Source organism: Bacillus sp. LBG-1-113 (assembly GCF_020708615.1).
In the GTDB taxonomy this organism is placed as follows: Bacteria; Bacillota; Bacilli; order Bacillales; family Bacillaceae; genus Bacillus; species Bacillus mojavensis.
Genome location: NZ_JAJFDG010000008.1, coordinates 1 through 26,986, shown reverse-complemented (window position 1 = coordinate 26,986; position 26,986 = coordinate 1). Strand labels below are relative to the sequence as shown.

At 36.0% G+C, this 26,986-nt stretch carries 19 protein-coding genes; 15 read left to right on the top strand and 4 right to left on the bottom strand.

Going from position 1 to position 26,986, the window contains the following annotated elements; translation table 11 throughout:
• Window positions 1-5 precede the first annotated feature (5 nt).
• Together LJF29_RS16685 and LJF29_RS16680 are read right to left on the bottom strand one after the other, a co-directional pair.
• Entirely contained in the window at window positions 6-1,163 is a 1,158-nt protein-coding gene (locus LJF29_RS16685; RefSeq protein ID WP_229149753.1) for a CDP-glycerol glycerophosphotransferase family protein, read from the bottom strand.
• A 95-nt stretch (window positions 1,164-1,258) separates the two neighbouring features.
• Entirely contained in the window at window positions 1,259-2,032 is a 774-nt protein-coding gene (locus tag LJF29_RS16680; RefSeq protein WP_168748888.1) for a WecB/TagA/CpsF family glycosyltransferase, read from the bottom strand.
• Window positions 2,033-2,549: 517 nt separating this feature from the next.
• Between LJF29_RS16680 and tagD the strand changes: the two genes are divergently transcribed.
• The 8 genes from tagD (at window position 2,550) to tagH (ending at window position 13,573) form a co-directional block, all read left to right on the top strand.
• Window positions 2,550-2,939, top strand: coding sequence for a glycerol-3-phosphate cytidylyltransferase (gene tagD / locus LJF29_RS16675; RefSeq protein WP_168748887.1), 390 nt, complete (start codon window positions 2,550-2,552; stop codon window positions 2,937-2,939).
• A 100-nt stretch (window positions 2,940-3,039) separates the two neighbouring features.
• Window positions 3,040-4,224, top strand: a complete 1,185-nt coding sequence (locus tag LJF29_RS16670) for a CDP-glycerol glycerophosphotransferase family protein (RefSeq protein ID WP_168748886.1) — start codon at window positions 3,040-3,042, stop codon at window positions 4,222-4,224.
• A 21-nt stretch (window positions 4,225-4,245) separates the two neighbouring features.
• Window positions 4,246-5,610, top strand: coding sequence for a glycosyltransferase family 2 protein (locus LJF29_RS16665; RefSeq protein WP_229149861.1), 1,365 nt, complete (start codon window positions 4,246-4,248; stop codon window positions 5,608-5,610).
• 1 nt (window position 5,611) lies between these two features.
• Window positions 5,612-7,696, top strand: coding sequence for a DUF6270 domain-containing protein (locus tag LJF29_RS16660; RefSeq protein ID WP_229149752.1), 2,085 nt, complete (start codon window positions 5,612-5,614; stop codon window positions 7,694-7,696).
• A 25-nt stretch (window positions 7,697-7,721) separates the two neighbouring features.
• Window positions 7,722-8,885: a glycosyltransferase family 2 protein gene (locus LJF29_RS16655; protein WP_168748884.1), complete on the top strand. Its 1,164-nt coding sequence runs from the start codon at window positions 7,722-7,724 to the stop codon at window positions 8,883-8,885.
• The gene (locus LJF29_RS16650) at window positions 8,878-10,965 is read left to right on the top strand and encodes a CDP-glycerol glycerophosphotransferase family protein (protein ID WP_229149750.1); all 2,088 of its coding nucleotides are present in this window, start codon (window positions 8,878-8,880) and stop codon (window positions 10,963-10,965) included. Before LJF29_RS16655 ends, LJF29_RS16650 begins: the two co-directional genes overlap by 8 nt.
• A 174-nt stretch (window positions 10,966-11,139) precedes the next feature.
• The gene (gene tagG, locus LJF29_RS16645; RefSeq protein WP_059353643.1) at window positions 11,140-11,967 is read left to right on the top strand and encodes a teichoic acids export ABC transporter permease subunit TagG; all 828 of its coding nucleotides are present in this window, start codon (window positions 11,140-11,142) and stop codon (window positions 11,965-11,967) included.
• 19 nt (window positions 11,968-11,986) lie between these two features.
• Window positions 11,987-13,573, top strand: coding sequence for a teichoic acids export ABC transporter ATP-binding subunit TagH (tagH, locus tag LJF29_RS16640; RefSeq protein WP_229149749.1), 1,587 nt, complete (start codon window positions 11,987-11,989; stop codon window positions 13,571-13,573).
• A gap of 41 nt (window positions 13,574-13,614) precedes the next feature.
• Here tagH and galU read toward each other — a convergent pair whose 3' ends face one another.
• Window positions 13,615-14,493, bottom strand: coding sequence for a UTP--glucose-1-phosphate uridylyltransferase GalU (gene galU / locus LJF29_RS16635; RefSeq protein ID WP_010332089.1), 879 nt, complete (start codon window positions 14,491-14,493; stop codon window positions 13,615-13,617).
• A 313-nt stretch (window positions 14,494-14,806) separates the two neighbouring features.
• Here galU and LJF29_RS16630 point away from each other — a divergent pair, with 313 nt between their 5' ends.
• From LJF29_RS16630 to wecB, 4 genes are all read left to right on the top strand, one after another.
• On the top strand, window positions 14,807-16,822 hold the full coding sequence (locus LJF29_RS16630; protein WP_229149748.1) for a glycosyltransferase: 2,016 nt from the start codon (window positions 14,807-14,809) through the stop codon (window positions 16,820-16,822).
• A gap of 38 nt (window positions 16,823-16,860) precedes the next feature.
• Entirely contained in the window at window positions 16,861-18,384 is a 1,524-nt protein-coding gene (locus LJF29_RS16625) for a glycosyltransferase (protein WP_229149747.1), read from the top strand.
• 115 nt (window positions 18,385-18,499) lie between these two features.
• Window positions 18,500-20,410: a glycosyltransferase gene (locus LJF29_RS16620; RefSeq protein WP_229149745.1), complete on the top strand. Its 1,911-nt coding sequence runs from the start codon at window positions 18,500-18,502 to the stop codon at window positions 20,408-20,410.
• Between the two features lie 22 nt (window positions 20,411-20,432).
• A complete protein-coding gene (wecB, locus tag LJF29_RS16615) occupies window positions 20,433-21,575 on the top strand; it encodes a non-hydrolyzing UDP-N-acetylglucosamine 2-epimerase (RefSeq protein WP_229149744.1) in 1,143 nt (380 codons plus the stop codon).
• A 40-nt stretch (window positions 21,576-21,615) separates the two neighbouring features.
• On the opposite strand, the gene LJF29_RS16610 is transcribed toward wecB, so the two are convergent.
• On the bottom strand, window positions 21,616-22,536 hold the full coding sequence (locus LJF29_RS16610; protein WP_229149743.1) for a LytR family transcriptional regulator: 921 nt from the start codon (window positions 22,534-22,536) through the stop codon (window positions 21,616-21,618).
• A 211-nt stretch (window positions 22,537-22,747) separates the two neighbouring features.
• Here LJF29_RS16610 and LJF29_RS16605 point away from each other — a divergent pair, with 211 nt between their 5' ends.
• From LJF29_RS16605 to LJF29_RS16595, 3 genes are all read left to right on the top strand, one after another.
• Window positions 22,748-23,071: a hypothetical protein gene (locus tag LJF29_RS16605; protein WP_229149742.1), complete on the top strand. Its 324-nt coding sequence runs from the start codon at window positions 22,748-22,750 to the stop codon at window positions 23,069-23,071.
• Window positions 23,072-23,097: 26 nt separating this feature from the next.
• Window positions 23,098-25,251 (top strand): SpoIID/LytB domain-containing protein, encoded by a 2,154-nt coding sequence (locus tag LJF29_RS16600; RefSeq protein WP_229149741.1) that lies wholly within the window; start codon window positions 23,098-23,100, stop codon window positions 25,249-25,251.
• Between the two features lie 89 nt (window positions 25,252-25,340).
• Window positions 25,341-26,828, top strand: a complete 1,488-nt coding sequence (locus LJF29_RS16595; protein WP_168748876.1) for an N-acetylmuramoyl-L-alanine amidase — start codon at window positions 25,341-25,343, stop codon at window positions 26,826-26,828.
• Window positions 26,829-26,986 lie beyond the last annotated feature (158 nt).

Genomic DNA, 26,986 nt, shown 5'->3' with positions numbered 1-26,986 from the left:
AAAGATCAGAATGATTTCTTGTTTATATAGCTTAAAAGCTGCTTGCTGGCATTCCCTTTAGAGTACAAATTCCATTCACGGGAAAAACGCTCCACTTCAGATTGAAGATTGTTTATATCTTTTATCTGTTCTAGGAGCATTTCTGAATTACTGCAAGGCACCCCAGGTATCACCTCTGCATAATTTCTAATCAAGCCGCGTGTTTTGTCGTAAGCATCCATATCATACGCATAAAACAGAATGGGTTTGTCCAACAGAGCAAATTCAAAAGGAACTGAAGAGTAATCCGATATTAACAGATCGCTCATTTTTAATAGGTCTGCAAGAGGGAGATCTGATACATCTTTTATCCACTCATTATTGACAGGTAAATCTGCAGATTGTTTCATAACAGGATGCAATTTTACCGCAAGCAAAAATTCTCCTTTTAAATCATATGCCAGCTGTTTTTCTGAAAACGGCAGCGAAAAGCTTTCAAACTGATGATCCCTGAAAGTCGGGGCATACAGAATGATTTTTTTCCCTGCCGGCAGATGGTGTTTGCATTTAAGTTCATGACCGTTTTTGCCGGCCTCATAGTAAGCATCAGTTAATGGCACGCCAAATCTAAGAAATTTATCCTCTGTGATATCGAAAAATTCCTTAAATATGTCAGCCATGTGTTCAGAACCGACGACAATCCGGTCATATGAAGCATATACCTTACGAAAGCGTCTCACGTCAGACCGGGAACGATTCTGAGTATTGATATCCTTTAATCCAAAGCGCTTAAACGCTCCGTTCGCATGCCAGACTTGTATGCACTCAATATCCGGCCGGCTGGCCAAAACAATTGTTAAAACAAAATAATTATCAACAACCACGGCTTTACTGCTCAGCATAGAAAAGACCGCTTTACATAGATGAAGCGGATGTTTTTCATTAATAACTGAGACAGGGAGTGCCGGGAATTCATCTGCCAGTGATTTGGCGTGCTGGGTAAGCAGCACATTAATGTGAAATGAATAATGTCCCTCCTGATATTCCTTTAATAGGGCACGGGCATTATCAGGAAAAGAGACAAGCAGTGTCATTTGATTCCCCGGTTTTATCCAAAAGAGTGAAGCGCCAATGACTTTTATGGCCAAAGAATAAAAAAACGCAAACATCGATTGAAGTTTCATCCTGCCATCAGCTCTAATCTGCTGTCAGAGATTGTCCGCAGATACAGCGAATGATTCTTATATTTCATTAAAAACATAGCTCCTTTAAAGACCGTTTACAAATGGCGTGATTGATCTTTAATCTGCCCTGTATATTGCGGCTTGGCTGAGGCTCGTTCATGCTTCAGCACGGCTGTAACATATTTAGGAATGCTAAGCATTCTTCTCCAGCGCGATGGATTGGTGATCAGCCTGTACATCCATTCAAGGTGAAAACGGATAAAAAACGACGGCGCTCTTTTTACATTGCCGCTAAACACATCAAAGCTGCCCCCGAGCCCTACTGCTACAGCTTGAGGGAATAAATGCCGGTATTTATGGATAAAGAACTCCTGAACAGGGTAACCTAACGCGACAAACACCATATCCGGCTTTGCAGCAGCAATCTTGTCTGCCACTTCACTTTGATCCTTGACATAGCCGTCAGAGTAGCCCGCAATTTCAACTCCAGGATAATCACGGCGGATTCGTTCGATTGTTTGCTCAATAACATGTTTGGCTGCACCGTAAAAGAAAACACGCTTTTTCTTTTGATGAGCCTTATCCAACAAGGACGTAAACAAATCATAGCCGGCTATTCTGGATTGAAGTGGCTTTCCGATCAACTTGGAGACCATAACAACACCAATGCCATCCGGCAAAATAAAATCAGCAGACGAAAGAACTGTTTCATACCGCGGATTCTGCATCGCTTCAAATCCAATTTCGGGATTTGCCGTAACAATAAACGCTCCTTTGGCCTGATCCAAATATGAAGTTTCCAAATGGGATACAAATGAATTTAGTTCACCGTCTACAAAATCTAATTGATTAATGGGTTTCGTTTGCATTATGTCAACCCTCCTTTTCATCTATATGTCTATAAAAAACATGTGTCATTCGTATAGTTTAAGTAAAGACCATAATTCATCACTTTACCTGAAAACATCTTACCCTATCATACCACAAAAATCTTTAGGAACTTTTAACATTCACATTACAATTCCTTCACGTTTTGACGATGAATTAATGTGAGGAGGGTTTACAAAATAAATGACGTAACACAAAGCAAATCGTTTCACTAAAAATCATGACAAAAGAATCAATTTTTCCATGAACGAAAACTTGGTATAATGAAATGAGATAAAGCATTGGACCTGTAAATTTTATACATCAACATATATTTATCCCAAAAATTATTAGCAATTGACATTTTTAAAGAGCCTTAACTTTTATAGGAACTTATGCTATTATTGTTCATTATTAATGGTACGTAAAATTTATGTCGAAATTATAAACAGTTTGTTAAGTTTTTTGTTTTTTTCTGGCACTCTCAGTTGAAAACGGTTGGAAGGGTGATGTTATCTAATGAAGAAAGTGATAACGTACGGAACATTTGATTTATTTCACTACGGACATATGAAGCTGCTTGAACGAGCAAGAGACCTCGGTGATTACTTAATCGTAGGCTTGTCTACAGATGAGTTTAATTTGCAAAAACAAAAAAAATCGCATCACTCTTATGAACATCGAAAATTCATTTTAGAAACAATCGATTTTGTAAATGAAGTCATTCCAGAAAAAAACTGGGAACAAAAAATCTCAGATATCAAAAAGTACGGGATTGACACGTTTGTCATCGGTGATGACTGGAAAGGGAAGTTTGACTTCTTAAAGGAATATTGCGAGGTCATATACCTTCCAAGAACAGAGGGCATTTCAACTACTCAAATCAAAAAAGACATGGCTAGTCTATAGAAGTACTAATTAAAAGAGGCTTGAAGTAATGTTCAGTTGCTTCTTTTTTTCTTGTTTACGGAGAGAAACATTTAATTGTTTTATATTTAAGGAGTCTAAAATGAAATCAATGATTTTTAAAAAATATAGAAGTCTATTGGTCGTAGTATACTCAATTGTTTTTAGAATAATTGGGCTATTGCCCAGAAACGAAAGGCTAATAATTTTCGAAAGTTATTCGGGAAAGCAATTTAGCTGCAACCCAAGAGCAATATTTGAATACCTTGAGGAAAATAAAGATAAATATGATTACCAATTATTCTGGAGTATAGATAAAAGAAACAAGGACTTATTTGAGAATTTGGATGTAAATTATTTAAGGAGATTCTCTCTAAAATGGCTATGGTATATGGCTACAGCGAAATACTGGATAACAAACAGCCGCTTGCCATTATGGATCCCAAAACCGAGAAACACCACATATGTGCAGACTTGGCACGGAACCCCCCTAAAAAAACTCGCAAATGACATGGATGAAGTACATATGCCAGGCACGACGACTGAGCAATATAAAAAAAACTTTCTAAAAGAGGCTAGTAAATGGGATTATCTAATTTCGCCTAATGCTTACTCTACAGAGATTTTTAGAAGTGCTTTTCAGTTTAAAAAAGAAATTATTGAGTCTGGTTATCCTAGAAACGACATATTATATGCAAAAAATAGAGATGTGATTATCAAAAAAATTAAAAGAAAATTAAATATTGACGATAATAAAAAAATCATTTTATATGCACCTACATGGAGAGATAACGAGTTTTATGGCGTAGGTAAATATAAATTTAATTTACAACTGGATTTAGAAGAATTAAAAAATGAATTTCAGAACTCTGCTGTTTTTTTATTGAGAATGCATTATTTGGTCCGAGAAAACTTTGATTTACAAAAATACAGTCATTTTGTTAAAGATGTTTCGTTATATCAAGATATCAGAGATTTATACTTGATAAGTGACATTTTAATTACTGACTATTCGTCTGTATTTTTTGATTTCGGTAATCTTAAAAAGCCGATGTTATTCTATACGTATGATTTGGAGAACTATAGAGATAAACTGAGAGGTTTTTATTTCGACTTGGAGAAAAATGCTCCAGGTGAAATAGTAGAAAATAAAGAAGATCTATTTTTAAAGTTGAAATACGTTATAAATAATACCTCTTTACCAAAAGACTATAATCATTTTTACGAGGAATTTTGCTCTATGGAAGATGGTTTTGCGGCCAAAAGAGTTATTGAAAGTATTTTATAGAGCGGGAAGGAGGTAAGTGGTATATTCTCATTAATTATTCCAGTATATAATGCAGAAAAGTATTTACTTGAAACTATAGATAGTGTCATCAATCAAACACTTGACTTCGAAAAGTATATTCAATTGATTTTAGTTGATGATGGTAGCACCGATAATAGTAAAAAAATTTGTGAAGAGTTACAAAAAAAGTTTCCTAATAATATTGATTATAAAAGAATAAATAACGCTGGTCCATCTGCTGCGAGAAATATTGGACTAAGATTAGTGAATGAATCATCTGATTATATCGGATTCCTTGACTCTGATGATAAGTTATCAAGTGGGGCGCTCCACCATATAAAGGATTTTTTTGAGACAACAGGTCGTAATGTAAATATTGCCGTATTACCAATATACTATTTTGGCTCCAGAGAAGGCGAACACAAGTTAAATTACCGTTTTCTTAAAGGGAATAGAGTAATTGACATTTTAAATGAATATGATGCTCCTCAATATTTCATAGGTGGGAGCTTTTTTAAAAAAGCTCTTTTAAATAAATACGGCTCAACATTCGACGAAAATTTAGACTTTTGGGAAGATGCCCTTTTTATGAATAAACTAATATTAAATGAATCATGTTACGGGGTTGTAGCAAATGGAAAGTATTTTTATAGAAAAAGAACTGAGAAAAATTCATTAGTTGATACTTCTTGGCTATCACAAAAACGTTATACAGCTTTTTTGAAAAATTCATACTTTGTTTTGTTTAAATGGTCTAAACAAATCTATGGGGAGATACTTCCGTATGTACAATATCTAACAGCTTATCATATTAAATTATACCTTTATCCAAATAATAGAGATTCAGCTATTGAAATAATGGATACAGAAGATTTTAATCAGTTTATTATTGAGTTTAAAAATATTTTGTGCGAAATAGAATCTAAGTATATTGTAGAACAGGACATGAATAGTTACTATAAAGAACTTTTGTTAAAGTATAAACAAGAAAAATATTCCTTCTCTTCTAGTATTGATAAGTTAGCAAATAAAAACGTAACAATCAATGATGTTAAATTTAGAGGGATTTATTTAGTTTTACAAGGTCACTTTGTTAATGAGCTTTATGAAATGAAAAAAGAAGACAGAATTTATCTTAAGTATCTTCATAAAAAAATATATGCCAAGCAAATCTTACTTGATGAGAAAATAGAAATATGGGGCAATAAAGTTAGAGATTATAAATATGCTGGTTTTAAATTAAAACTTCCTATTTGGATATTAAAATTTTCAATAGGCTTAGAGGGGCAAAATTTTAATATTATTTTAAATGAAGTCAATATATTTAAATCCCTCGGTAAAAAAATATTACGTACTAAAAAAGCATATTTCGGAAAGGCGAAATGACATGAACATAGTAGATGTAATATATGACGAAAAAAGGGGAAGTTTGAAGATTCTTTGTGATCGTAATGGGTATGAAGGTTCTAACGATTTTTACTTCGGAAAAAAGGAAAATAGTCGAGATACGGAGCTTCATGAACAGATTAAACTTGAATATGAAGACATAAATAAAAGCTCTTTATGGTTATACGTTAATCTTAACGAAGTTTTTACTTCTTGTAATGTAAGTGAAAGCTATTGGTCAATTTATATGGCAACCACACTAGAAAATATACCATTGAAATTTAATAGCTCTGAAAAAACTACTTATGCCTATTTTGTTCCTCATCAACATTCTATATTTAAAGTCAGGCCCTATATTGCTAAAGACAAATCTTTAGCGTTTTTTATAAGGCCTATCGAATTTGTACCCGTTTTAAAGAATCTTAAACAAGATGCAAATCATTTTCATTTGAAAATTGAGTGTACTGGGGCAGACTATGATCGTTTATCAAAAAGACAATTGTCGTTATCTCTTCTAAAACGGGATCAACCTAGTCTATATTTCTATTCAAATGAAATAAATATAGCAAAAGAAGAAAACATATCAGAAATGCTATATTTCTCTATCCCAAAAGATTTGTTAATAAATGATGAACTTCTTGATGTTTTTATAAAAGCAGAAATTCCTAAAGATAATGATAATAAGTTGTTATCGAATCAAAAAGAGATATATTTAAAAGTTAATGTAGATAGCTCTTTAATAGAAGTGCTCCTTGAAAATAATTATAACATTAACGAGTTTTATACTTTAAAGGCTAATATAAATCCTAAAAGTCAACTTTCCTTTGAGACAATAATTAACAACTTCAGTCCAACTTTAATTAGAGTGGAAAACACTGGGGATGATTTGAAGTTTTTTATGGAAGTGGGAGAAGATAGCTTAGCTTACAACTTGCATTCAAATCTGTCTTTTGTATTAAAAAGAAGAAGAGTCCTAGGAAAAGAAGTTGAATATTATGACGAGATAGCTCTTCCAATAGAATTTAATGAAGGTCAGTTTATATCTAAAATAATAAAATCGAATATTTTGTCTAAGTCTTACCTTAAAGGAAACGACGTTTGGGATGCTTTTATTAGGTTAGACAAAGAAAGTAACATTATAGAAAATGAAGTTAAAGTAAATAAAGGCACATCTTATTCATTTAGCTATTTTAAAACAAATTCAAGGTGCTTAAAAAATTCCGAGGCCAAGTTTTTTGTTAATGGGAAATCTAATCTTTCGCTTTTTATTTCAGACCGGCAAACAGTAGGGACTAGACCGATACGAATTGCTGTGATGGGTACTTGCTTCAGCAGAAACCCTTTTAACTCCAGAGAGTATTTCAACCCTGGATATAAGAAGATTTATGAGTGTGTTTATACTCAGTTCCACTCATCAATAGTAAGCTTGGTTTCTAAACCGATCGCCTTTAATCAGGAAGAATTTAAAGATATAAAAGATCAAGATATAAACTTTGTTGAGACAGATTTCAAAAAAGATTTTTTTGAAAAACTAAAGGCATCTCAGCCTGATTACTTAATTATTGACCACTACTCTGATGCTGCAAAATCACTTATTCAGTTCAGTGAACACCAATATGCTAGTGCAAGTTTTATAATTGAAAAAAGCCATTTTTTTAAGAACTTAAAAAATGCAGTTATTATTAATCATAATGATAATAGCAAATATTTTGAAGTTTTTAAAAAAGCACTTAACGATTTTATTGCTAAAGTGACAGAGATTTTACCTGAATCTAAAATTATTCTAAATAAAGGGCGTTTTACTTATAAATATAGAGATATAAATGGTGAAATTAAATTTTTTGGAGATCAGGAACTAATTGAAAGAAATAATTATTTTTGGGATAAAGTTGATAACTATTTTGAAAATATGTTACCCAATGTTAATATTATTGACCTGACAAATACACCTTTTATTGGTGATGAGCGATACCCTTTCGGAAAGTCGTTTTCTCACTATGAATCAGCATATTACAAAAAATTTATGGATAGATTAAATTCAATTGTGCTTGAAGATATTCAAACTGAATTAAAATCTAAACAATAAATGAATTTAATAAGGAGAAATTAAGTTGGATTATCCATTAATCAGTGTAGTTTTACCTGTTTACAACGTAGAAGCATATGTAGAAGAATGTCTGGAATCTATAATTAATCAGACATTAGGATTTGAGAAGATAGAAGTTATCTTGGTCAATGATTGTTCAACAGATGGCACCGCCGCCATTTTAGATAAATATGCGGAACGGTTTAAAAATATAAGAGTGATTCACTTAAACGAAAACTGCGGAGCGCCAGGAAAGCCAAGAAATATTGGGATTAACGAAGCTAAAGGTGAATACATTATATTTTTGGATCCTGATGATTACATTCCAGCAGATGCTTATGAAAAATTATATAAGGTCATGGAAAAAAATAATTCAGATTTCGTTATGGGCAAAATGCTAAGCTTTAATGACGAAAATGGAAAAACACATGAGCACATAACATTTAAAAATTATTTTATGCACAAGCATTATAATGATGTAAATATAGAAACTGTTCCGTTCTTCCTTCAAGTGAAAACAGCTGTCTACTTAAAATTAGTAAAAACAAGTTTCTTAAGAGAGCATAATATATTATTTCCAGAGGGTATGAGGAATGGGGAAGATAAAATTTATGATATGGCTCTCTTCACAAAAGCAAAAAAGTTTAGTTATATACCTGAATATATTTATTACTATAGAACAAGAAATGATGCAAACAATCTATCCCTGACACAGCAAAATATTAAAAAAACCCTTCAAAATGATGTAACAGCTGCATTAAAAATAAAAAAATTTCTAAATGAAAAAGAATACTCTTATTTTCAAATAAATGCTTTCAGGTCTCTTTTGTGGAAAATCTGTGATCCTGAATTTAACAAAGTTCCTGTAGCTGAAAGACTTGAAATATTAGAAATGATTAGACCTGTTGTACAAGGATTTAACCCTGATATTACTGAAAAATATTTTTCTATTGAAAAACCTTTGCTTAGTTTGATTGAAAAAAACCTCTTATTAGAAGCTTTGGAATACAATTCTATGATCGTCTCGAGACGATGGTGGTATAGTACAGGAATAGAATTGCAAAAAATGTTTAAGCGGCAGCAGGCCATAAAAAACTCACTTTCATGGAGAATAACTAAAATTTTTAGAAGCAAAATTAAAACAAACAAGTTGAAATATAAAATTAAGGAGAAATTGGTTAGTGATTGAGACTACATTATTGATTCCAGTTGGCACTCAAGATAACAGCTTAATACAAACATATATTGACTTTGTTAAAGGTCAAAGTATGAATTGGAATAGTTTGGAGATATTTTTTGTTGTAGAAACTGATATACCTGATCAAAATCCAGATGAAAATGTATATTTAATGAGTAATAAAAATTTTGATATTTCACTTAGTAAGGGAAAGTATGTATTTCTTTCAAACATAGAATATCGTTATGATTCAGGTTTATTGAAAAGTCTTACTGAAAAGATGAATACAAATGGAGTACCTATAATAAGTGCAAATAAATTGTTTAATAATCAATTTGAAAACATTATTGCTTCGAGGATAATGAAAAAACAATATTTGATTGATACTTATTTCTTTTCAACAAATATTTTTAATCGTGACAACTTAATTCAATTCTTTTTTGAGCAAGATACAATGAACATTGAAATGGATTTTTTAGGCGAGTGTTTTGTAGATAATGAATTAATAGAATATAGTTATCAATGCAATATCAATTCATTAAAAAACATTGTAAGCATAAAAAATAAGCAATTTTTAGAGACATACGGATTTTTGATACTAGAAACATTAATGTCTTATGCAGATTCCAATGTTTTTTTGAATAATTTATTAGATAAAGATCACAGTGATGCATACGATACAATAAAAAAGGTAAGTGAAGTTGTTAGTGTAGAAGATATTTATGACTTCAATGAAGTAGGTTATGGAACTTTTTTTAAATTGATCCAGAAGGACTGTTATTATGAAGCAACAGAGTTTATGAAGTTGTTAAAAAGTAAAAGACACTGGTTCAATCAATCAAGAACTTATAAATCTTATTTTGCGAGAGTTCCGTTATTTGAAAAATCGTTATCTTGGAAATTAACGAAGCCATTGAGAGATTTAAAGTATCAATATCGTCATATAAAGCACCTGATAAATAAATATCTTCTTATTTTTCTTGCATATATAGTGAAGCAGATATATAGAAAAGATGTATGGTTAGTCGGGGAGAGATATGATCAAGCTGAAGACAATGGATTTTCCTTTTTTGAGTATTGCAGAACAAATCACCCAGATAAAAAGATCTTTTATATTATTGATAAAGGATCTCCGCATGCTGAAAAGGTAGAACGATTAGGAAATATACTTTATCACTCTAGTTTTAAACATAAATTATTTATGTTTTTAGCAAACGCATATATAAGTGCATGGACGTTTCAGGAAGGTTTATATCCATGGCCTTCAAAAGTGTATAACAAATATTATAAAAGAATTTTAAATGAAAAATATAATATCTGTTTGCAGCACGGCTTAATCATGTATAACATTTCACCCTATTTGCATAAAGAAAAGTATAATCAAGATCTTGTTATTAGCAGTTCAGAAAAAGAAAAAGAAATTATCCTTAATACTCTAGGTTACAACAGTGATGAAGTTATCGTCACCGGGCTTTCAAGATTCGATAAATTAGCGAAAAATAAATCGAATAAAGACCAGATTTTAATTATGCCGACCTGGAGAAGAAGTTTAGTTCAAATGAATAAGCATAACTTCTTGAAATCTAAGTACTTTCTAGCATACCAAAGTTTACTTAAAAATGAAAAATTTCTTAATATGATAGAGGGAAAGGGTATTAAGGTCAAGTTTTATATGCATTATCAAATGCAAAAGTATATAGAAAATTTCAATGTTGACCATCCGCAAATTGAAATTTTAACAAAAAATAATGCAGTAGTATCTGATTTGATTAAAGAAAGCTCATTATTGGTTACAGATTATTCATCCGTTTCTGCAGATTTTTTGTTTATGAATAAACCAGTTGTTTTTTACCAATTTGATCCTTATGACAATCATTCTATCAGAGTAAATGAAATTAAATCTGAAGACATTGGTATAGTGGCATCAGAAGAAGAAACTGTTGTTAATAACATAATTGAGATTTGTAATCGAGATTTTATAATAGATAAGCAATATAAAGAGAGCTCTAAAAAGATCTTTAAATTTAAAGATGATCAAAACAATGAACGAATCTTCAATACGATTCTAAAATCTGTAAAAAGAGCAAATTGATGAGAACTATGAAAAAGACCGATGGAGTATATCTGTCGGCTTTTTCTATACATTAAATTTTAGATTGCTGCAATGTGAAAAAAAACTTATTATCTGTTACAATATTCATCGGTGCTTTCAAATTTCTTTAACCGAAAGATCCCAAAAATCATTTAAGTCTAAGGAAGATAAACAATGAATGCATTAGTAAGAATCGTAAAAGAGCAAGTGACATCGTTTCCTTTAATTTTGCGCTTGGCTTCGTATGAGACAAAGTCTCAGTATCAGATGAATTATCTTGGTGTATTATGGCAGTTTTTAAATCCCCTCATTCAAATGCTGGCGTACTGGTTTGTATTTGGTATGGGAATTCGTAACAGTAAGCCGATCATAACGGGTATCGGTGAAGTGCCTTTTATTGTTTGGATGCTGGCTGGTTTGATTCCATGGTTTTTTATTAGTCCGACGATTCTTGATGGATCAAACAGTGTGTTTAAGCGGATCAATATGGTCGCGAAAATGAATTTTCCGATCAGTTCGCTGCCATCTGTCGTGATTGCTTCAAATTTATTTAGTTATTTTGTGATGATGGGTGTTTATGTCATAGTTCTGTTAGCAAGTGGTATTTACCCAAGCTTGCATTGGATACAATATATTTACTATTTAATCTGCATGATTGTATTTATGTTTTCGTTTAGTTTGTTTAACTCTACAATCAGTGTGCTTGTCAGAGATTATCAATTTTTGCTGCAGGCCGTTACCAGATTATTGTTCTTCTTGCTTCCGATTTTTTGGAATATATCAGAGCAGCTTGGAAAAAATCATCCGAACCTTCTGCCTGTGCTTAAACTAAATCCGATTTATTATTTGATAGAAGGATTCCGGAACAGCTTCTTAGACGGGAAATGGTTTTTCCAAGATATGAAATACACGCTGTATTTCTGGCTGTTCACTTTTCTTTTATTAACAGTAGGTTCTATCCTGCATATGAAATTCAGAGACAAGTTTGTTGACTTTCTTTAATACGTAAGGAGATTGTACGATGAAACTAAAAGTTTCGTTTCGAAATGTTTCAAAGCAATATCATTTGTATAAAAAACAATCGGACAAGATTAAAGGATTGTTTTTTCCGGCTAAGGATAATGGTTTTTTTGCTGTGCGGAATGTCTCCTTTGACGTGTATGAGGGAGAAACAATCGGCTTTGTAGGAATAAACGGGTCAGGGAAATCGACCATGTCTAACCTGCTGGCTAAAATTATTCCGCCGACCAGCGGTGAAATTGAAATGAACGGCCAGCCGTCGCTGATTGCGATCGCGGCCGGTTTAAATAATCAATTAACGGGCCGGGACAACGTCCGGCTCAAGTGTTTGATGATGGGTCTAACAAATAAAGAAATTGATGACATGTATGACAGTATTGTTGAATTTGCGGAGATTGGAGATTTTATTAATCAGCCGGTTAAAAACTATTCCAGCGGTATGAAATCGCGTCTCGGTTTCGCGATTTCCGTGCATATAGATCCGGATATTTTAATTATTGACGAAGCGCTCTCCGTAGGAGACCAAACGTTTTATCAGAAATGTGTAGACAGAATTAATGAGTTTAAACAACAAGGAAAAACCATTTTCTTTGTCAGCCATTCCATCGGCCAGATTGAGAAAATGTGTGACCGCGTTGCTTGGATGCATTACGGCGAGCTTCGGATGTTTGATGATACAAAAACCGTTGTGAAAGAGTACAAAGCGTTTATTGACTGGTTTAATAAGCTCTCGAAAAAAGAAAAAGAAACATATAAAAAAGAGCAGACGGAAGAGCGCAAGAAAGAAGATCCTGAAGCTTTTACCCGTTTCCGCAAAAAGAAGAAAAAGCCAAAATCACTGGCCAATGCAGTACAAATTGCGATTTTGTCTTTCTTGACAGTTTTTATTGCGGGCACGATGTTCTTTGATGCCCCGCTTCGAACGATTGCTTCGTTTGGCGCAATTCCGCAGAATGAAGTCAAGAAGCATCATAGCGATGCAAAGGGCAAGATGGAGGAAAGCCTAACTGTAATGAATAAAAAAGGCTTTATAGCTGATGAAGAAGTGACAGTCTATAAAGACCAAGATCTGAAAAAGAAGGCCAGTGTTACACTGCCTTTCGGTACTGCAGTGACGGTAAGCGCAAAAGGCAAACAAGCAGCAAAAGTTAAGTTTGACGGACATTCATATTTTGTGAAGAAGAACGCTGTTGTGACTGATGTGAGGAAGGCGGAATTGCCGGCTTCTGCTTTTACACCTCATGTCCAGCAAAACGCAGCAGCTTCCTATGAATACTTCCTGAAGTTCCTCGGAGACAGCAGTGACAGTATTCAATTAAAACTGAACGGTTTTACAGAAGGAGAAACAGCTGACGGCAGAAAGACTTTGGATTTTGATTATGAAAAAATCAGCTATGTGCTGGAGAATGATAAAGCATCAGAGCTTATCTTTCACAACATTTCTCCTGTTACTCCAGCGTCATTATCATTAAGTGACAGTGATGTATTGTATGACGACGGCAGCAAGAATCGTTTTCTTGTGAATACAGATGATCAGACCTTTGCAGTTGATAATGAAGAGCATACGCTGACCTTGATGTTGAAATAATAAAAGGCTATTGGATGAATGTCCAATAGCCTTTTTTATGTTTAGATTTCTTCTTTGTTTAATAAGTTTTCCATGAATGGAATGAGCTGTCCGCGGAGTTCTTTATCCTGCATCGCAAACTCAAGAGTGGTTGTGATAAAGCCGAGCTTTTCGCCGACATCATAGCGCTTGCCTTCAAAATCGTAAGCAAACACTCTTTGAATTTCATTCAGCTTTTGAATGGCGTCTGTCAGCTGAATTTCTCCGCCTGCGCCAACCTGCTGCTCTTCTAAGTACATAAAGATCTCAGGCGTAAATACGTAACGACCTAAGATAGCAAGGTTAGAAGGTGCTGTGCCTTTAGACGGCTTCTCAACAAAGTTTTTCACCTGATAACGGCGGCCTTCACTTGTCAGCGGATCGATAATACCGTAGCGGTGAGTTTCTTCTTCAGGCACTTGCTGAACACCTATAATAGAAGAAAGTGTTCTTTCATATTCATCCATTAACTGGCGCAATCCTGGTTTTTCTGCCTGAACGATATCGTCTCCAAGCAGAACCGCAAAAGGTTCATCGCCGATAAAGTTACGAGCGCACCATACAGCATGTCCAAGTCCTTTAGGCTCTTTTTGGCGGATGTAGTGGATGTCAGCCAGATTAGAAGATTTTTTCACTTTTTCGAGAAGTTCAATCTTTCCTTTTTCTTCAAGGTTTCTTTCAAGCTCAGGAGAGTAATCAAAATGATCCTCAATCGCACGCTTGCTTTTGCCTGTTACAATAATAATGTCCTCAATACCGGACTCAACAGCTTCTTCAATTATGTATTGAATGGTTGGTTTATCTACGATAGGAAGCATTTCTTTCGGCATTGCTTTCGTAGCCGGCAAAAATCTCGTTCCGAGACCGGCTGCAGGGATTATGGCCTTACGTACTTTTTTCACTTTCAAAGCACCTTCCTTAATTATGATTTTGACCTTCAGATTATTCTGTCCAATCTGAGTCTTGTTTCTTTTCACTTGATTACCCAATTTTCAATTTAGTTAAACATATTTAATCATATAAGAAAAAACCAAATTAAACAAGGAATAACAGGAACGTTTTAAAGCTTGAAAAGTGTCATGATGAATTGATAGTGTTATTTTAAAGCAGCATTCTGCTTATAAAATACATAAAGTACTGTAACAAAAAGGATAGTAATCAAAACTAAATTGTATATAATATTACTAATGGACTTTACTATTGGAGGATAAATACATGGACTTAAAAATGAATGTGAGACTCCCTGAAGCACAATATATCTTTACAACATCTTCGGTGAGGGAAACATTTGGCGGACTGACTGAAGCGATGCTTCAGCGAGGAAGATTATTTTCAGAATATGCTGGTCAGCCTACGAAAGTCGTTAGCTTTAATTATGATCCAAATTATAAACATATTATTTCAAGTTTAAAGCAAAGAGAAAAAATTAACGATGATATCTCTATTATTAATATTTACGAATATTTTAAAGGAGATGAGGAAGAAAAACTGCCCGCTATCAAACATCCCATTGAGGAAGATGGGTTAAAACATCATAAGGATCCGGAGAAAAACGCCTATCGTTATTATAAGAATGGACTTTATGTACATTATAAACGTTTTGCTGATGACGGAAACCTGATTTTGGCTGATTATTTTAATGAAAATAGAAAAAGGACAAAACGTGAAGAGTACACCCAAGACGGTTATGTACACCGTGTTACATATATGGATTTAGAATATAACAAGCCAAGACAGGAACTGTTCTTGCGAAATGATGGTACTTGTTACATGAGCAAATGGCTCACCATGACAAAGGATAAGAAATCAGTTAAGGTGGAGCGTGTTAACCTGTTTGACAGAAATGGAGATTTTCTTGCTGTCTTTTCTTCTAATATGGAATTGCAGCATTATTTTCTAGATCAAATTATAGAAGAAAAACGAACTTTTCTTATTGGAGAAGAGCGGGGAACAGATCCAATTACAATGGCTTATAAAAATCCTCATATTTATAAAGTATTTTTAACTCACAATATTCATGTGAGAGCTCCACATCATTATGATTCTGTCTTGAGACTCGGCAACAGACCTGTTATGGAAAATATGAGCCATCCTGATGCAGTAATATTCCTGACTGAAAAACAAAAAACTGATATAGTTAAAAGATTCGGCGACCGTTCGAATTACTTTGTGATTCCTCATGCCCACAAAAAGCCTGATACGCTAGCGGATTTTAGTGAAAGAGATCTTAAACGTGTGGTCATGCTGGCTCGTTATCATGAGCAAAAAAATCTCAGCCATGCAATTAAAGCATTTCAAATCACTGCAAAACAAGTTCCTGACGCGCGTCTTGAGATTTACGGATTTGGTGAATTGGAAAAAGAACTGCAAAAATTGATTGAAGAATTAAATCTTCATCAGAATGTATTTTTAAAAGGATTTACGGAGAATCCCAAAGCTGAATTTAAAACAGCCGCTTTCTCGGCTTTGTCCAGTGATTATGAAGGCTTTGGTCTAGTAGTGCTGGAGAGCTTGGCAAATGGATGTCCGGTAGTTTCTTATGATTTAAAATATGGTCCAAGTGATATGATTAACGATGGCGAAAATGGATTTTTAGTAGAGGACAAAAATATAAAACAGCTGGGTCAAAAAATGGCAGAATTGCTGCAGCAGCCCGAACTGATCAAGGCTATGAGTGAAAATGCGTATAAAAGCGCTGATAAATTTAGTGAACAGGCGTTTATGCAGCGATGGAGAGATATGTTTTACAAAGTTATAGAGAACAAACCACTAAGAAATAATTTATCAAATATGGAGTTTCATTTAACTGACTACGATTGGGAAGATAAAAATCAATTTCAGGTTAAAGGATTTGCCTCATTTACAGGTCAGGTTCCACCTGAATCATTACAGCATTATCATGTATATTTTAAGGTTTATAATCGCGATACGAAAGAATTTGATGTGGTTGCGGCAACAGCAGAAAGAGATCATGATAATCGTCTATTGGTAACTGGTATGTTTCATCTGGAGAATTTGGTGAGTACATCGGGCGTTTTGGATGTATCATTAGGGATCGAATGGGATAACAGTTATTTTGAAAAAAGAATCGGCTATTCAAAAGACAATCTGAAAAAACTTACCGCTCACAAAGTGAAAGGTTTTCATGTTCAGCCTTATTTCACTGAAACCTATCATAATTTAAGCTTTCGGGTGAAACAGCCGGCGGGCTTAGCTATTTTTAAAAGATAATTTGTAAAGATAAGTTCCGCGGAAAGAGAGGAACGGGAATGAGAAGGATTTTTTCACTGCTATATGAAATCGATGTAGACAAAGGCGGGATTACAAGTGCAATGTTATCCCGCTCTTATGTGTTGACAGAGAAGGGGTATCACATTGACTTAGTAACACTTGATAAAAAAAATAATTATCCTGAGATCGAACAGCAGCTTAAACTGCAGGGAAGAATGCATCCCAATGTACGTATTCTAAACGTATATCAATTTTATAAGGATCAGCATCTGGATGTTAAAGCTGCTCATGATTTAAAAGAGCATATTCAACTCTCCTCGCTTGTAAATGAACCGAATTTTAACGTTGACTCAACCCATTATGAACAGAAAAAAGAAGCTGATTATTTCTTAAGGGGCTTGTTAATAAAACAGAAAAAATGGGATGAAAATGAGAATCTGATATCAATCGACTACTATAATGAAAATAGATATAAGATCAGGAAAGAAGAATTTGATAAAGATGGATGGGTAGATAGAGAAATTATTTTCTCTCCAGAAACAGGTAAACCTAATCAAATAAGATATTTGGCGCGTGATGGATTCTGCTATTTAACTGAATGGTATAATGCAGAAAAACTCGAAGGTATTTCGTTATTCAGCCGCCAGTCACCTGAAGTGAAAAAATTTAAGGATAATCATGCTTTTCATACATTTTGGTTAGAACAGCTTTGTGAAAAAGAAAATATGCCGATTATTATTTGTGATGGAGTAGGTAGCGCGTCAAAAGTGAATGCAATGAAAGCGGGTATAGCGAAAAGGCTTTACTGTGTTCATTCAAATCATCTGGATTTCCCGCATACCTTGGGCAGTCCGGTAAGAAAAAACCATAAGTATGTAATGGAGCATATAAAAGATTATGATGGATTAATCGTATTAACCCATGAACAAAAAGAAGATATTCTAAAAGATTTCGAAGCAAAAGATAATATTTTCGTTATCCCCCATGCGCCGAGAAAGCTAAATATACCTGGAAAAACGAAAAAGAAGGAAAATGAATTTGTAATGATTGCTAGGTATCATGAGGAGAAAGGTATTGAAAAAGCAATTGGAGCAATGGACATTGTAAAAGGAACACATCCTAATATCGTGTTGAATATTTACGGTAGCGGCCCGCATAAACCTCAATATGAAGAGCTTATCAAAAAGAAAAAACTAACTAATGTGGTACTTCATGAATATACTTCAGATCCGGCCAAACAATATAAACAGGCATTGGCAACATTATTAACTTCTAAATTTGAAGGGTTTAGCTTAGCTATTTGTGAATCTTTTTCTTGTGGAACACCGGTTATCAGTTTTGACGTCAAATACAGTCCAAGAGAATTGATTGCACAAAATAGTGCCGGATTAATCGTTGAATACGGGAATGTAGAGCAATTAGCAGAGAGTATCATTTATTTGTATGAACATCCTCAAAAAGCACTTGAATTTGGTGAGAATGGGAAAAATACCATTGAATCTCTTTACAGTCAAGACCGGCTAATCGAGAGATGGGAGCAAGTATTCGAGCATATTGGCTAATAGTTCCGGCCAGATACTGCAGTGATTTGTTCTCCATATGAGTTCATTATGCCAAAGAACATGTTATCATAGAAATAAGACAGCTAAGCATATGAACTTGTAAGGATGATAGATGATGTTAAAAATATCTGTAGCAGTCCCATGTTATAATTCAGAACCTTTTATTGGCCGTTGTATTGATAGTTTAGTCAACCAGTCTCTAGCTGATAATGAATACGAGATTATTTGTATAGATGATAAATCAACAGATAGAACAGCAGAGGTCCTTAAAGAATACGGCCGGCAATATACTCACGTTAAAGTGATTGAAAGAACTGAGAATTCTGGCGGACCTGGGAAACCGAGAAATCAAGCAATAGATGTTGCAAAAGGTAAGTATATTTTCTTTGTTGATTCTGATGATTATTTGGGTGAGGAAGCACTTGAAAGACTGTATAATTATGCGGAGGAAAACCATTCCGATATTGTTCTTGGAAAAATGAAAGGGGTTAACGGAAGACCTGTTCCTGTCTCTATCTTTAAAGAAACGAATCCCAATGTAGATCTTGTCGATTCCAATCTTGTTTACTCTATGGGACCGACTAAACTTTTTCGAGTTTCTATGCTGAGAGAGAACAATATTACATTTCCTTCTGATATTCAAGCAACAGAAGATCAGGTATTTGTCATGAATGCTTATGTTCATGCTCAGACTATTTCTGTATTAGCTGATTATAACTATTATTATGCTGTATCACGAGAAGGAAATCATATGACGTTTGCCTATGTGCCACCGAAAGATTATTACGGAGCTATGGAAGCGATCATTAGTATTATTAAAAAAAGCAGTCTGAGTGAAGAAAGAAAAAAGCAATTAACTGCTAAATTTCTAAACCGTCATTTTCAATTTTCCAGAACAACAGATTTTACTTCTGTTATTGAAAGTGAAGAAGAACAAAAAAATTGGATGCACCATTTACATTTATTTATACAAAAAAATATTTTACCTTGTATAGATAACCTTTTATTGAATCACATAAGATTAAGATTATTCTTTATAAGAAAAAATGATTTTTATGGTTTTAAACAGCTAGAACAAGAAGAAGCTAATATTCATAAGTTTACCCAAGTTGTAGGTAAGAACATTATTGTAAATTACCCAAGTGTCTGGAAATATAATCTTTCTAAAGAAGCTCTTGTTATGAATTATAAAAATACACTTATTCATTTCGTGAATGAAATGAAAATTCAGCAAGAGTACTTCGTCATTAGCGGCTCCATTTATCATTCGGCGCTCAAGAATCAATCAGATGAACAAAGATTAGTGGGAGTATGGGTTCATCGCAAAAGTAAGGAAGAGAAAAGATTTATACCCACAAAAACAGAGGGGTCTCATTTTGTTTTTTCCTTTCCTTTTAATGATATGGCAAAAGATAAAGCAGATATCGGGATTTGGGATTTCTTTATTGAATCATCAATTAATGGATATACAAAGCGTGCTCGAATAGGACACAATAGAAATCCCTACCCTTATGAAAATCATGCTAAATATGTCGGTAATAACGGTTTATATGCGTATAGCATGCGGCCATATTTTACGAAGCACTATGACAATTTGTCATTAGAGTTAAAAAGGCAAGGAGCTCTTCAAGTTGAATTTACAAAAGAAGATTGCAACAAACTGCTGGCGATTGATTTTCCAAATCAACAGCTGTTTTTCCCTTCAAGTTCTAAACTATTGTTTGAAGTAGATCATCAGGAATTTTTGGTGCCGGTCAAAGAAATAGTAATTGATGAAAACAGAACGATAATCAAAGTTAAACGCCATCATATTCAGCATAAATTTCAACCAGGTGAGATGAAGCATGGATATATGAAAATCTTTATCAATTCATATCAGACATTATTAAAGCCGCTTGATAAACGTTACTCCGCTTTCTTTTGTTCTGGGGAAGTGGAAAAGAAATTGCTTTTCTTTAAGCTGAAAAAGAAAGTTGATTATGTAATCATCTCAGACCAATCCAAATTCTATCTAACAGCCCGTTAAACAAAGAAACCAGGTGACAATTATGAAAAAACTAAAAGTCATGACCGTCTTCGGAACCAGGCCGGAAGCGATAAAGATGGCGCCGCTTGTGCTTGAATTAAAAAAATATCCTGAAATAGAGTCCTATGTAACGGTGACTGCCCAGCACAGACAAATGCTCGATCAGGTGCTTGAAGCGTTTCGGATTAAGCCTGATTTCGATTTGAACATTATGAAGGAGCGGCAGACGCTGGCAGAAATTACGTCCAATGCGCTTGTGAAATTGGATGAGCTGTTTAAAGACACCAAGCCTGATATTGTGCTTGTCCACGGTGATACCACGACGACATTTGCCGGAAGCCTCGCCGCGTTTTATCATCAAATTGCTGTCGGGCATGTTGAGGCCGGTCTTCGCACAGGCAATAAATATTCTCCGTTTCCGGAAGAACTCAACCGCCAGATGACCGGTGCCATTGCTGATTTGCATTTTGCGCCGACAGGACAGGCAAGAGACAACTTGTTAAAAGAAAACAAAAAGGCCGATTCTATTTTTGTAACGGGCAATACAGCGATTGACGCACTCCACACAACAGTTAGGGAAGGTTATTCACACCCTGTCCTTGACCAGGTGGGGGAGGATAAGATGATTTTGCTGACCGCTCATCGCCGTGAAAACTTAGGTGAGCCGATGGAAAACATGTTTAAGGCCATCCGCAGAATTGTAGAGGAATATAATGATGTACAGGTTGTTTACCCTGTGCACCTTAACCCTGTTGTCCGGGAAGCGGCTCAAAAGCATTTTGGCGACTCTGACAGAGTGCATCTGATTGAGCCTTTAGAAGTGATTGATTTCCATAACTTTGCGGCAAAATCCCATTTCATTTTAACTGATTCCGGCGGAGTGCAGGAGGAAGCACCATCGCTCGGGAAACCGGTGCTTGTGCTTCGTGATACGACGGAGCGCCCTGAAGGAGTGGAAGCAGGGACGCTTAAACTTGCGGGGACAAATGAGGAGAACATTTATCAGCTTGCAAAAGGGCTCTTAACTGACGCCGATGAGTATCAGAAAATGTCCTATGCTTCAAATCCGTATGGTGATGGACAGGCCTCCCGCCGGATTGTAGAGGAATTGCTGTTTCATTACGGATATCGGAATGCACATCCGGACTCTTTTACGGTTAAATAAAAAAGAAGCTTTGCACATAGGGTGCGAAGCTTCTTTTATTTTAGCTTTCTAAGCTTTCTTTCAGTTCATTTGAGATGTCAGCTAGCTGGCTCTCATCTGCTTTATAGTAATAGACGTCATTGATTCTTGTGCCTTCGCCTTTCAGTTCGTGCTGCTTGATATGTTTTCGAGCGCCTTTGTAATCAGACTGGATATCCCACATATTATCGAACGTCAAATTGGTTTTCACATTATTTTCAACGACCTTAAACATATCTCCAAACTTTGTAACGGAAGAGATATTTGCCCCTTTGTTAATAATGCCTTCGATCACTTGGCGCTGACGGTCCTGACGTCCGAAATCTCCTCTTGGATCTTCTTTTCTCATTCGTGTATACGCCAATGCTTCTTTTCCGTTCAGCGTGATTTCTCCTTTGCCGAATGAGTAACCGTCATAGCTGAACGCAAATGTGCTGTTAACTGTGATGCCGCCGAGTGTATCAACAACGTCTCTAAAGCTTTCCATGTTGACTTTTACAAAATAATCGACCGGAACATCGAGGAAGTTTTCAACTGTGTCAACTGTCATTTGTGTACCGCCATATGCGTACGAATGGTTGATTTTATCCATCGTGCCTTTTCCGATAATTTTTGTATATGTGTCACGCGGTATGCTGACCATGTCGGTTGTATTCGTTTTGGGGTTAACAGTCATATAAATGAGCGTGTCGGCACGGCCTTTATCGCCGTCACGTTCATCCACACCCATGATTAAAACGGAAAACGGGTCCTTTTTATTGATATTGACCTCTGTATCCCTCTTTTTGGATTTATCAATACTTTCATGAATACTTGCAACGGTTGAAGCGGCTTTATGCCATAAGTAGTATGCATAACCGCCTGTACAGAGGACGAACACTGCCAGTATGGTTAAAATGACAAGTAAAACCTTTCTCTTTTTCTTTCTTTTTTCAGCTCTCATATAAAGTCCTCACTTTTTTGTAATCTAGTTCGATTATAAGTTTCTTAATATTTGAAAACAACTAAAATTTGTCTGATTCTTTACAATAGACGACAGCTTGTAACAAATGTTTCGGTAATTTAAGAAAATCCGCAAAAAATTTTCGTTGTTTTGAAAGAAATCTTAAAATAAGCTTAAAATTGTCGATAAAAAGATGAGAGGTGATATAGAAATGAAAAAAATCGCTATTTTAATGTTCTCAATGCTGCTTCTTTTATCTGCATGTGGCACAGCTGAGAACAAAACAGGTTCAGAGACAAATTCAGAAAGCCAGGATGCGGCTGCTGAAGAGACGGTTACAAAGGAAGGTACGTTTGCCGGTTTAGCAGACAGCCATACGATTGCAGTCACTATTGATGGTAAAGAAACTTCGATTCAGGTTGGTTCAGACCTTCAGGACAAAATGAACAGCATGTCAGAAGGACAAAAAGTTGTTGTCAAATATACTAAAGGAACAAATGGCGTCTTAGAGCTTAAAGATTTAGAGACGAAGTAATTTAACTTCTTAGGGGGTTACATATTTTGAAGAAAATGAAGCTTTTGCTTCTATCGTCAGTCACTGCAGCTGCTATTGCATGTCCTGCATTTATGCAGTCTGCAAAAGCAGCTGATAAAACCATTTCGGTAAAGCTGAGTAATTATGTAGGCAGTAAGTCAAGTCTGGATGTGGATATCACAGGCGGTTATGAGATCTCTGGCTCAAGAATTGCAGATACAGAGCGGTATGGGGGAGCTACCCGTTTTGATGTTGCCAATAATGTTGCTTCCGCGGGCTGGACAAACCCTACAACTGTAGTCATAGTGAACCGAGATGCCTTTGCTGATGCACTCTCAGCAACTCCGCTGGCTAAAAAATACGATGCTCCGATTCTGCTAACAGATGCGAATTCATTAACACCTAAAACAGAAAGCGAAATTGCAAAATTAAACCCTGATAATATCCTCATTATTGGCGGGACAATAAGCGTTTCTAAAAATGTAGAAAACACATTGAAAAAATATGGTTCTATTGATCGGATTGGCGGGGCTACCCGTTATGAGGTTTCTAAAAACATAGCCGACCGCATGGGGAATTACAGTCAAGCTGTAGTTGCAACCGGCATGGTCTTTACAGACGCCCTGTCAATTGCGCCATATGCTGCAATGAACGGTTATCCGATATTACTTGCGGGAGACAATAACATCCGCAGCGATTACAAAATTCCGAGCAAGGTTACAATTGTCGGCGGTCCGTTGAGTGTCAGCACTGGCGTGGAAGCCACATTAAAAAAACAAGCGACTGTGAAACGGATTGGCGGGGTTTCACGTTATCAAGTATCTGCCAATATCGTAAAAGAATTAAATATGAAAGCAACAAAGGTTTTCATGTCGAACGGCCAAACCTTTGCGGATGCATTGACGGGGTCTGTGCTTGCAGCAAAGCAGGGAAGTCCTTTATTGCTTGTTGAGTCCGGCAGCCTGCCGTCACCAGTCGCTGATGTAGTGGCAGAAAAAGGGACACAGTCATTTGCTCTGCTTGGAGGAAGCATCTCCATCAGTGATTCGCTGAAAAATAACCTGGCTGATACCTTTGCGGGGACAGGTTATTCAGTTAAATTGTCCGGCGGAAACCTAGTACTCTATAAAAACACCACTGCCATTAAAACATTGGGCACTTCATTTACAGCAAAGCCTAAAAAATACGCAACAACGAATTCTATTAACTTGAATGGAACGCCGTATCTCGGAAACATGAAATTTACGATTGAGTCCGGCAAGTACATTCGTCCCATCAACGTGGATATCCCTTTTGAGGATTATTTAAAGGGTGTTGTTCCGCACGAAATGCCGGCAAGCTGGCAGAAAGAGGCGTTAAAGGCTCAAGCTGTCGCAGCGAGAACCTATTCTATCAGCTCGGCCGGAAAAGAAGTGAAAGATACTACAGCTTTTCAGGTTTACGGCGGCTATGACTGGAATTCGAAAACTTCTGAAGTGGTGGAATCCACAAAAGGAAAAGTCTTGAAATATAATGGGAATTTGATTACAGCTACGTATTCATCAAGTAACGGCGGGTATACAGAAGCGAGCGACGAGGTCTGGAGTAGCAAGCTTCCTTATTTAATCGCCAAAAAAGATACGTACGACCCGCAAATCAGCTGGTCCCTGTCATTAAACAAGACCCAGCTTGATAAAAGCAGTCTGAATCTGAAAAGCCCGGGATCGTGGTGGAGCTCTAAAAATGAAACAAACTCTGCCTATTTAAGCGGTTTGAAAAGCTGGTTTATTAAAAATAAATACAGCAGTGCCGAGTCTATCAAAATCACGAAAATTTCCAGTGTGAAATTCAGTACGGCAAAAACAGCCGGCCAGCGTCCGGAAACAGCAGATGTAACATTTTCATATTTCGCAAAAGAGAAATCAAAAGGTTACATCCTTTCCAATGGAAGTTTGAGTGAAAAAACAGCGACAATTTCTGTACCGACGACACAGCTTAGAACGATGCTGGGCGCTTCAAATATGAAGAGTACATATGCGTCAGTTTCAAGCAATACAAGTGCCTTTATCATTAGCGGTAAAGGCTATGGACACGGTATAGGCATGAGTCAGTACGGGGCCAATGCCAGAGCTGCTGCCGGGCAATCATATACAACGATTTTAAATTTTTACTATCCGGGAACGACTCTATCAAGCTATTAAAAGGTTGATAGAAGTTTAGGGAGGCGCTTCTGCCTCCTTCGTTCGTTATTTGATGTATGAATCATTATTAATCTTTGGAGGGACTATCTTTGCGGATCTTTCTTAAAAGCATACCAATACTGATATTGGGAGTCTTGTTGTTTGTACCGAATGCTTTTGCGGCCAATTCTGTCACAAGACTGGATGGAGCAAGCAGATATGAAGTTGCTGTGAATGTTTCAAAACAAGGCTGGAGCAGCGCGAGTACAGTTGTTGTGGCGAACGGAACAGCCTATGCCGATGTATTAACTGCAGCTCCTTTGGCTTATAAATACAATGCTCCTATTCTGTTAACTGAATCATCTAAACTGACTGCGCCGACTAAAAGCAGAATCAGTCAGCTCAAACCGAGCAGGGTCATCGTAATTGGCGGAACGATCAGTGTTTCCAACAATGTTGTAAGTGAAATGAAAAACCTGGGTGTTTCCACAGTGGAACGTATTGGCGGAAGAAGCCGCTATGAGGTTGCCCAAAATATTTCTAAGAAATTGTCTTCAAATTCTAAAGCAGTAATCGCAAATGGAACGGCATATGCTGACAGTCTGGCAATCGGTTCTTATGCTGCACGCAACGGAATTCCGATTTTGTTAACAACGGCAAGCTCAATTCCGACACCGACAAAAAATGCGATGAGCAGTAAAGGAACGTCATCGACTATTGTGGTCGGTGGAGAAATCAGTGTCTCAAAAAGTGTTTACAGCCAGCTCCCTTCTCCAACGAGAATCGGCGGAAACAGCCGTTTTGAGGTCGCTGCAAACATAGCGAAAAAGTATTATTCTTCATCAAAAGCCGCTTTTGTCAGCAATGGTTATACATATGCTGATGCTTTAGCAGGTTCTGTCCTGGCGGCGAAGCAGAATCGCCCGATGTTATTTACGGATGCCGGTTCACTGCCGACTGCTACAAGAGCAGCCATCGGTTCAAACAGCAAGAATACGTTCACTGTACTTGGGGGAACCATTTCAGTTACAACAAATGTTGTCAATCAGCTCAAAAATGTAATTGTAGGTAAAAAGGTTTTTGTGGATGCTGGACACGGAGGATACGACAGCGGAGCGATCGGGAACGGATTAAAGGAGAAAGACGTTAACCTAGCCGTTGCAAAGCTCGTAAACAGCAAACTTTCTAAAGGCGGAGCTATACCGATTATGGCCAGATCAACGGATGTATTTTTAGAGCTTTCTGAACGTGTTGCAAAAGCCAAAAGCAACAATGCAAATCTGTTTGTAAGTATTCACTCCAATTCAGCGAGCCCGGCTGCTACTGGCACAGAAACGTACTATTATACAAAGTATGAGTCAGACAACAGTAAACGCCTTGCGACAGAAATACAAAACCGACTCTATAAAGCGCTGAATACCCAAAACCGAGGCGTTAAAATCGGAAACTTCCATGTGATCAGAGAGTCGACGATGCCTAGCAGTTTAGCGGAGCTGGCATTCATATCAAATGCAAATGACGCAAGTAAGTTAAAGAGTGCTTTATACCAAGAAAAAGCAGCGCAAGCGATATATGAGGGAATTATCGGCTATTATTAGAAATAAGCAAAAAGATTAGTCAACAGACTAATCTCAGCTTGTAGAGAAAACGATGTTTTTTCTACAAGCTTTTTTGTTTTGTGCTGTTTCTTTGGATTTTCAGCTGATTTCAGAAACAGAAAAAGAGCTCCCACATACCTAACTCTGCTTGGCTAGGT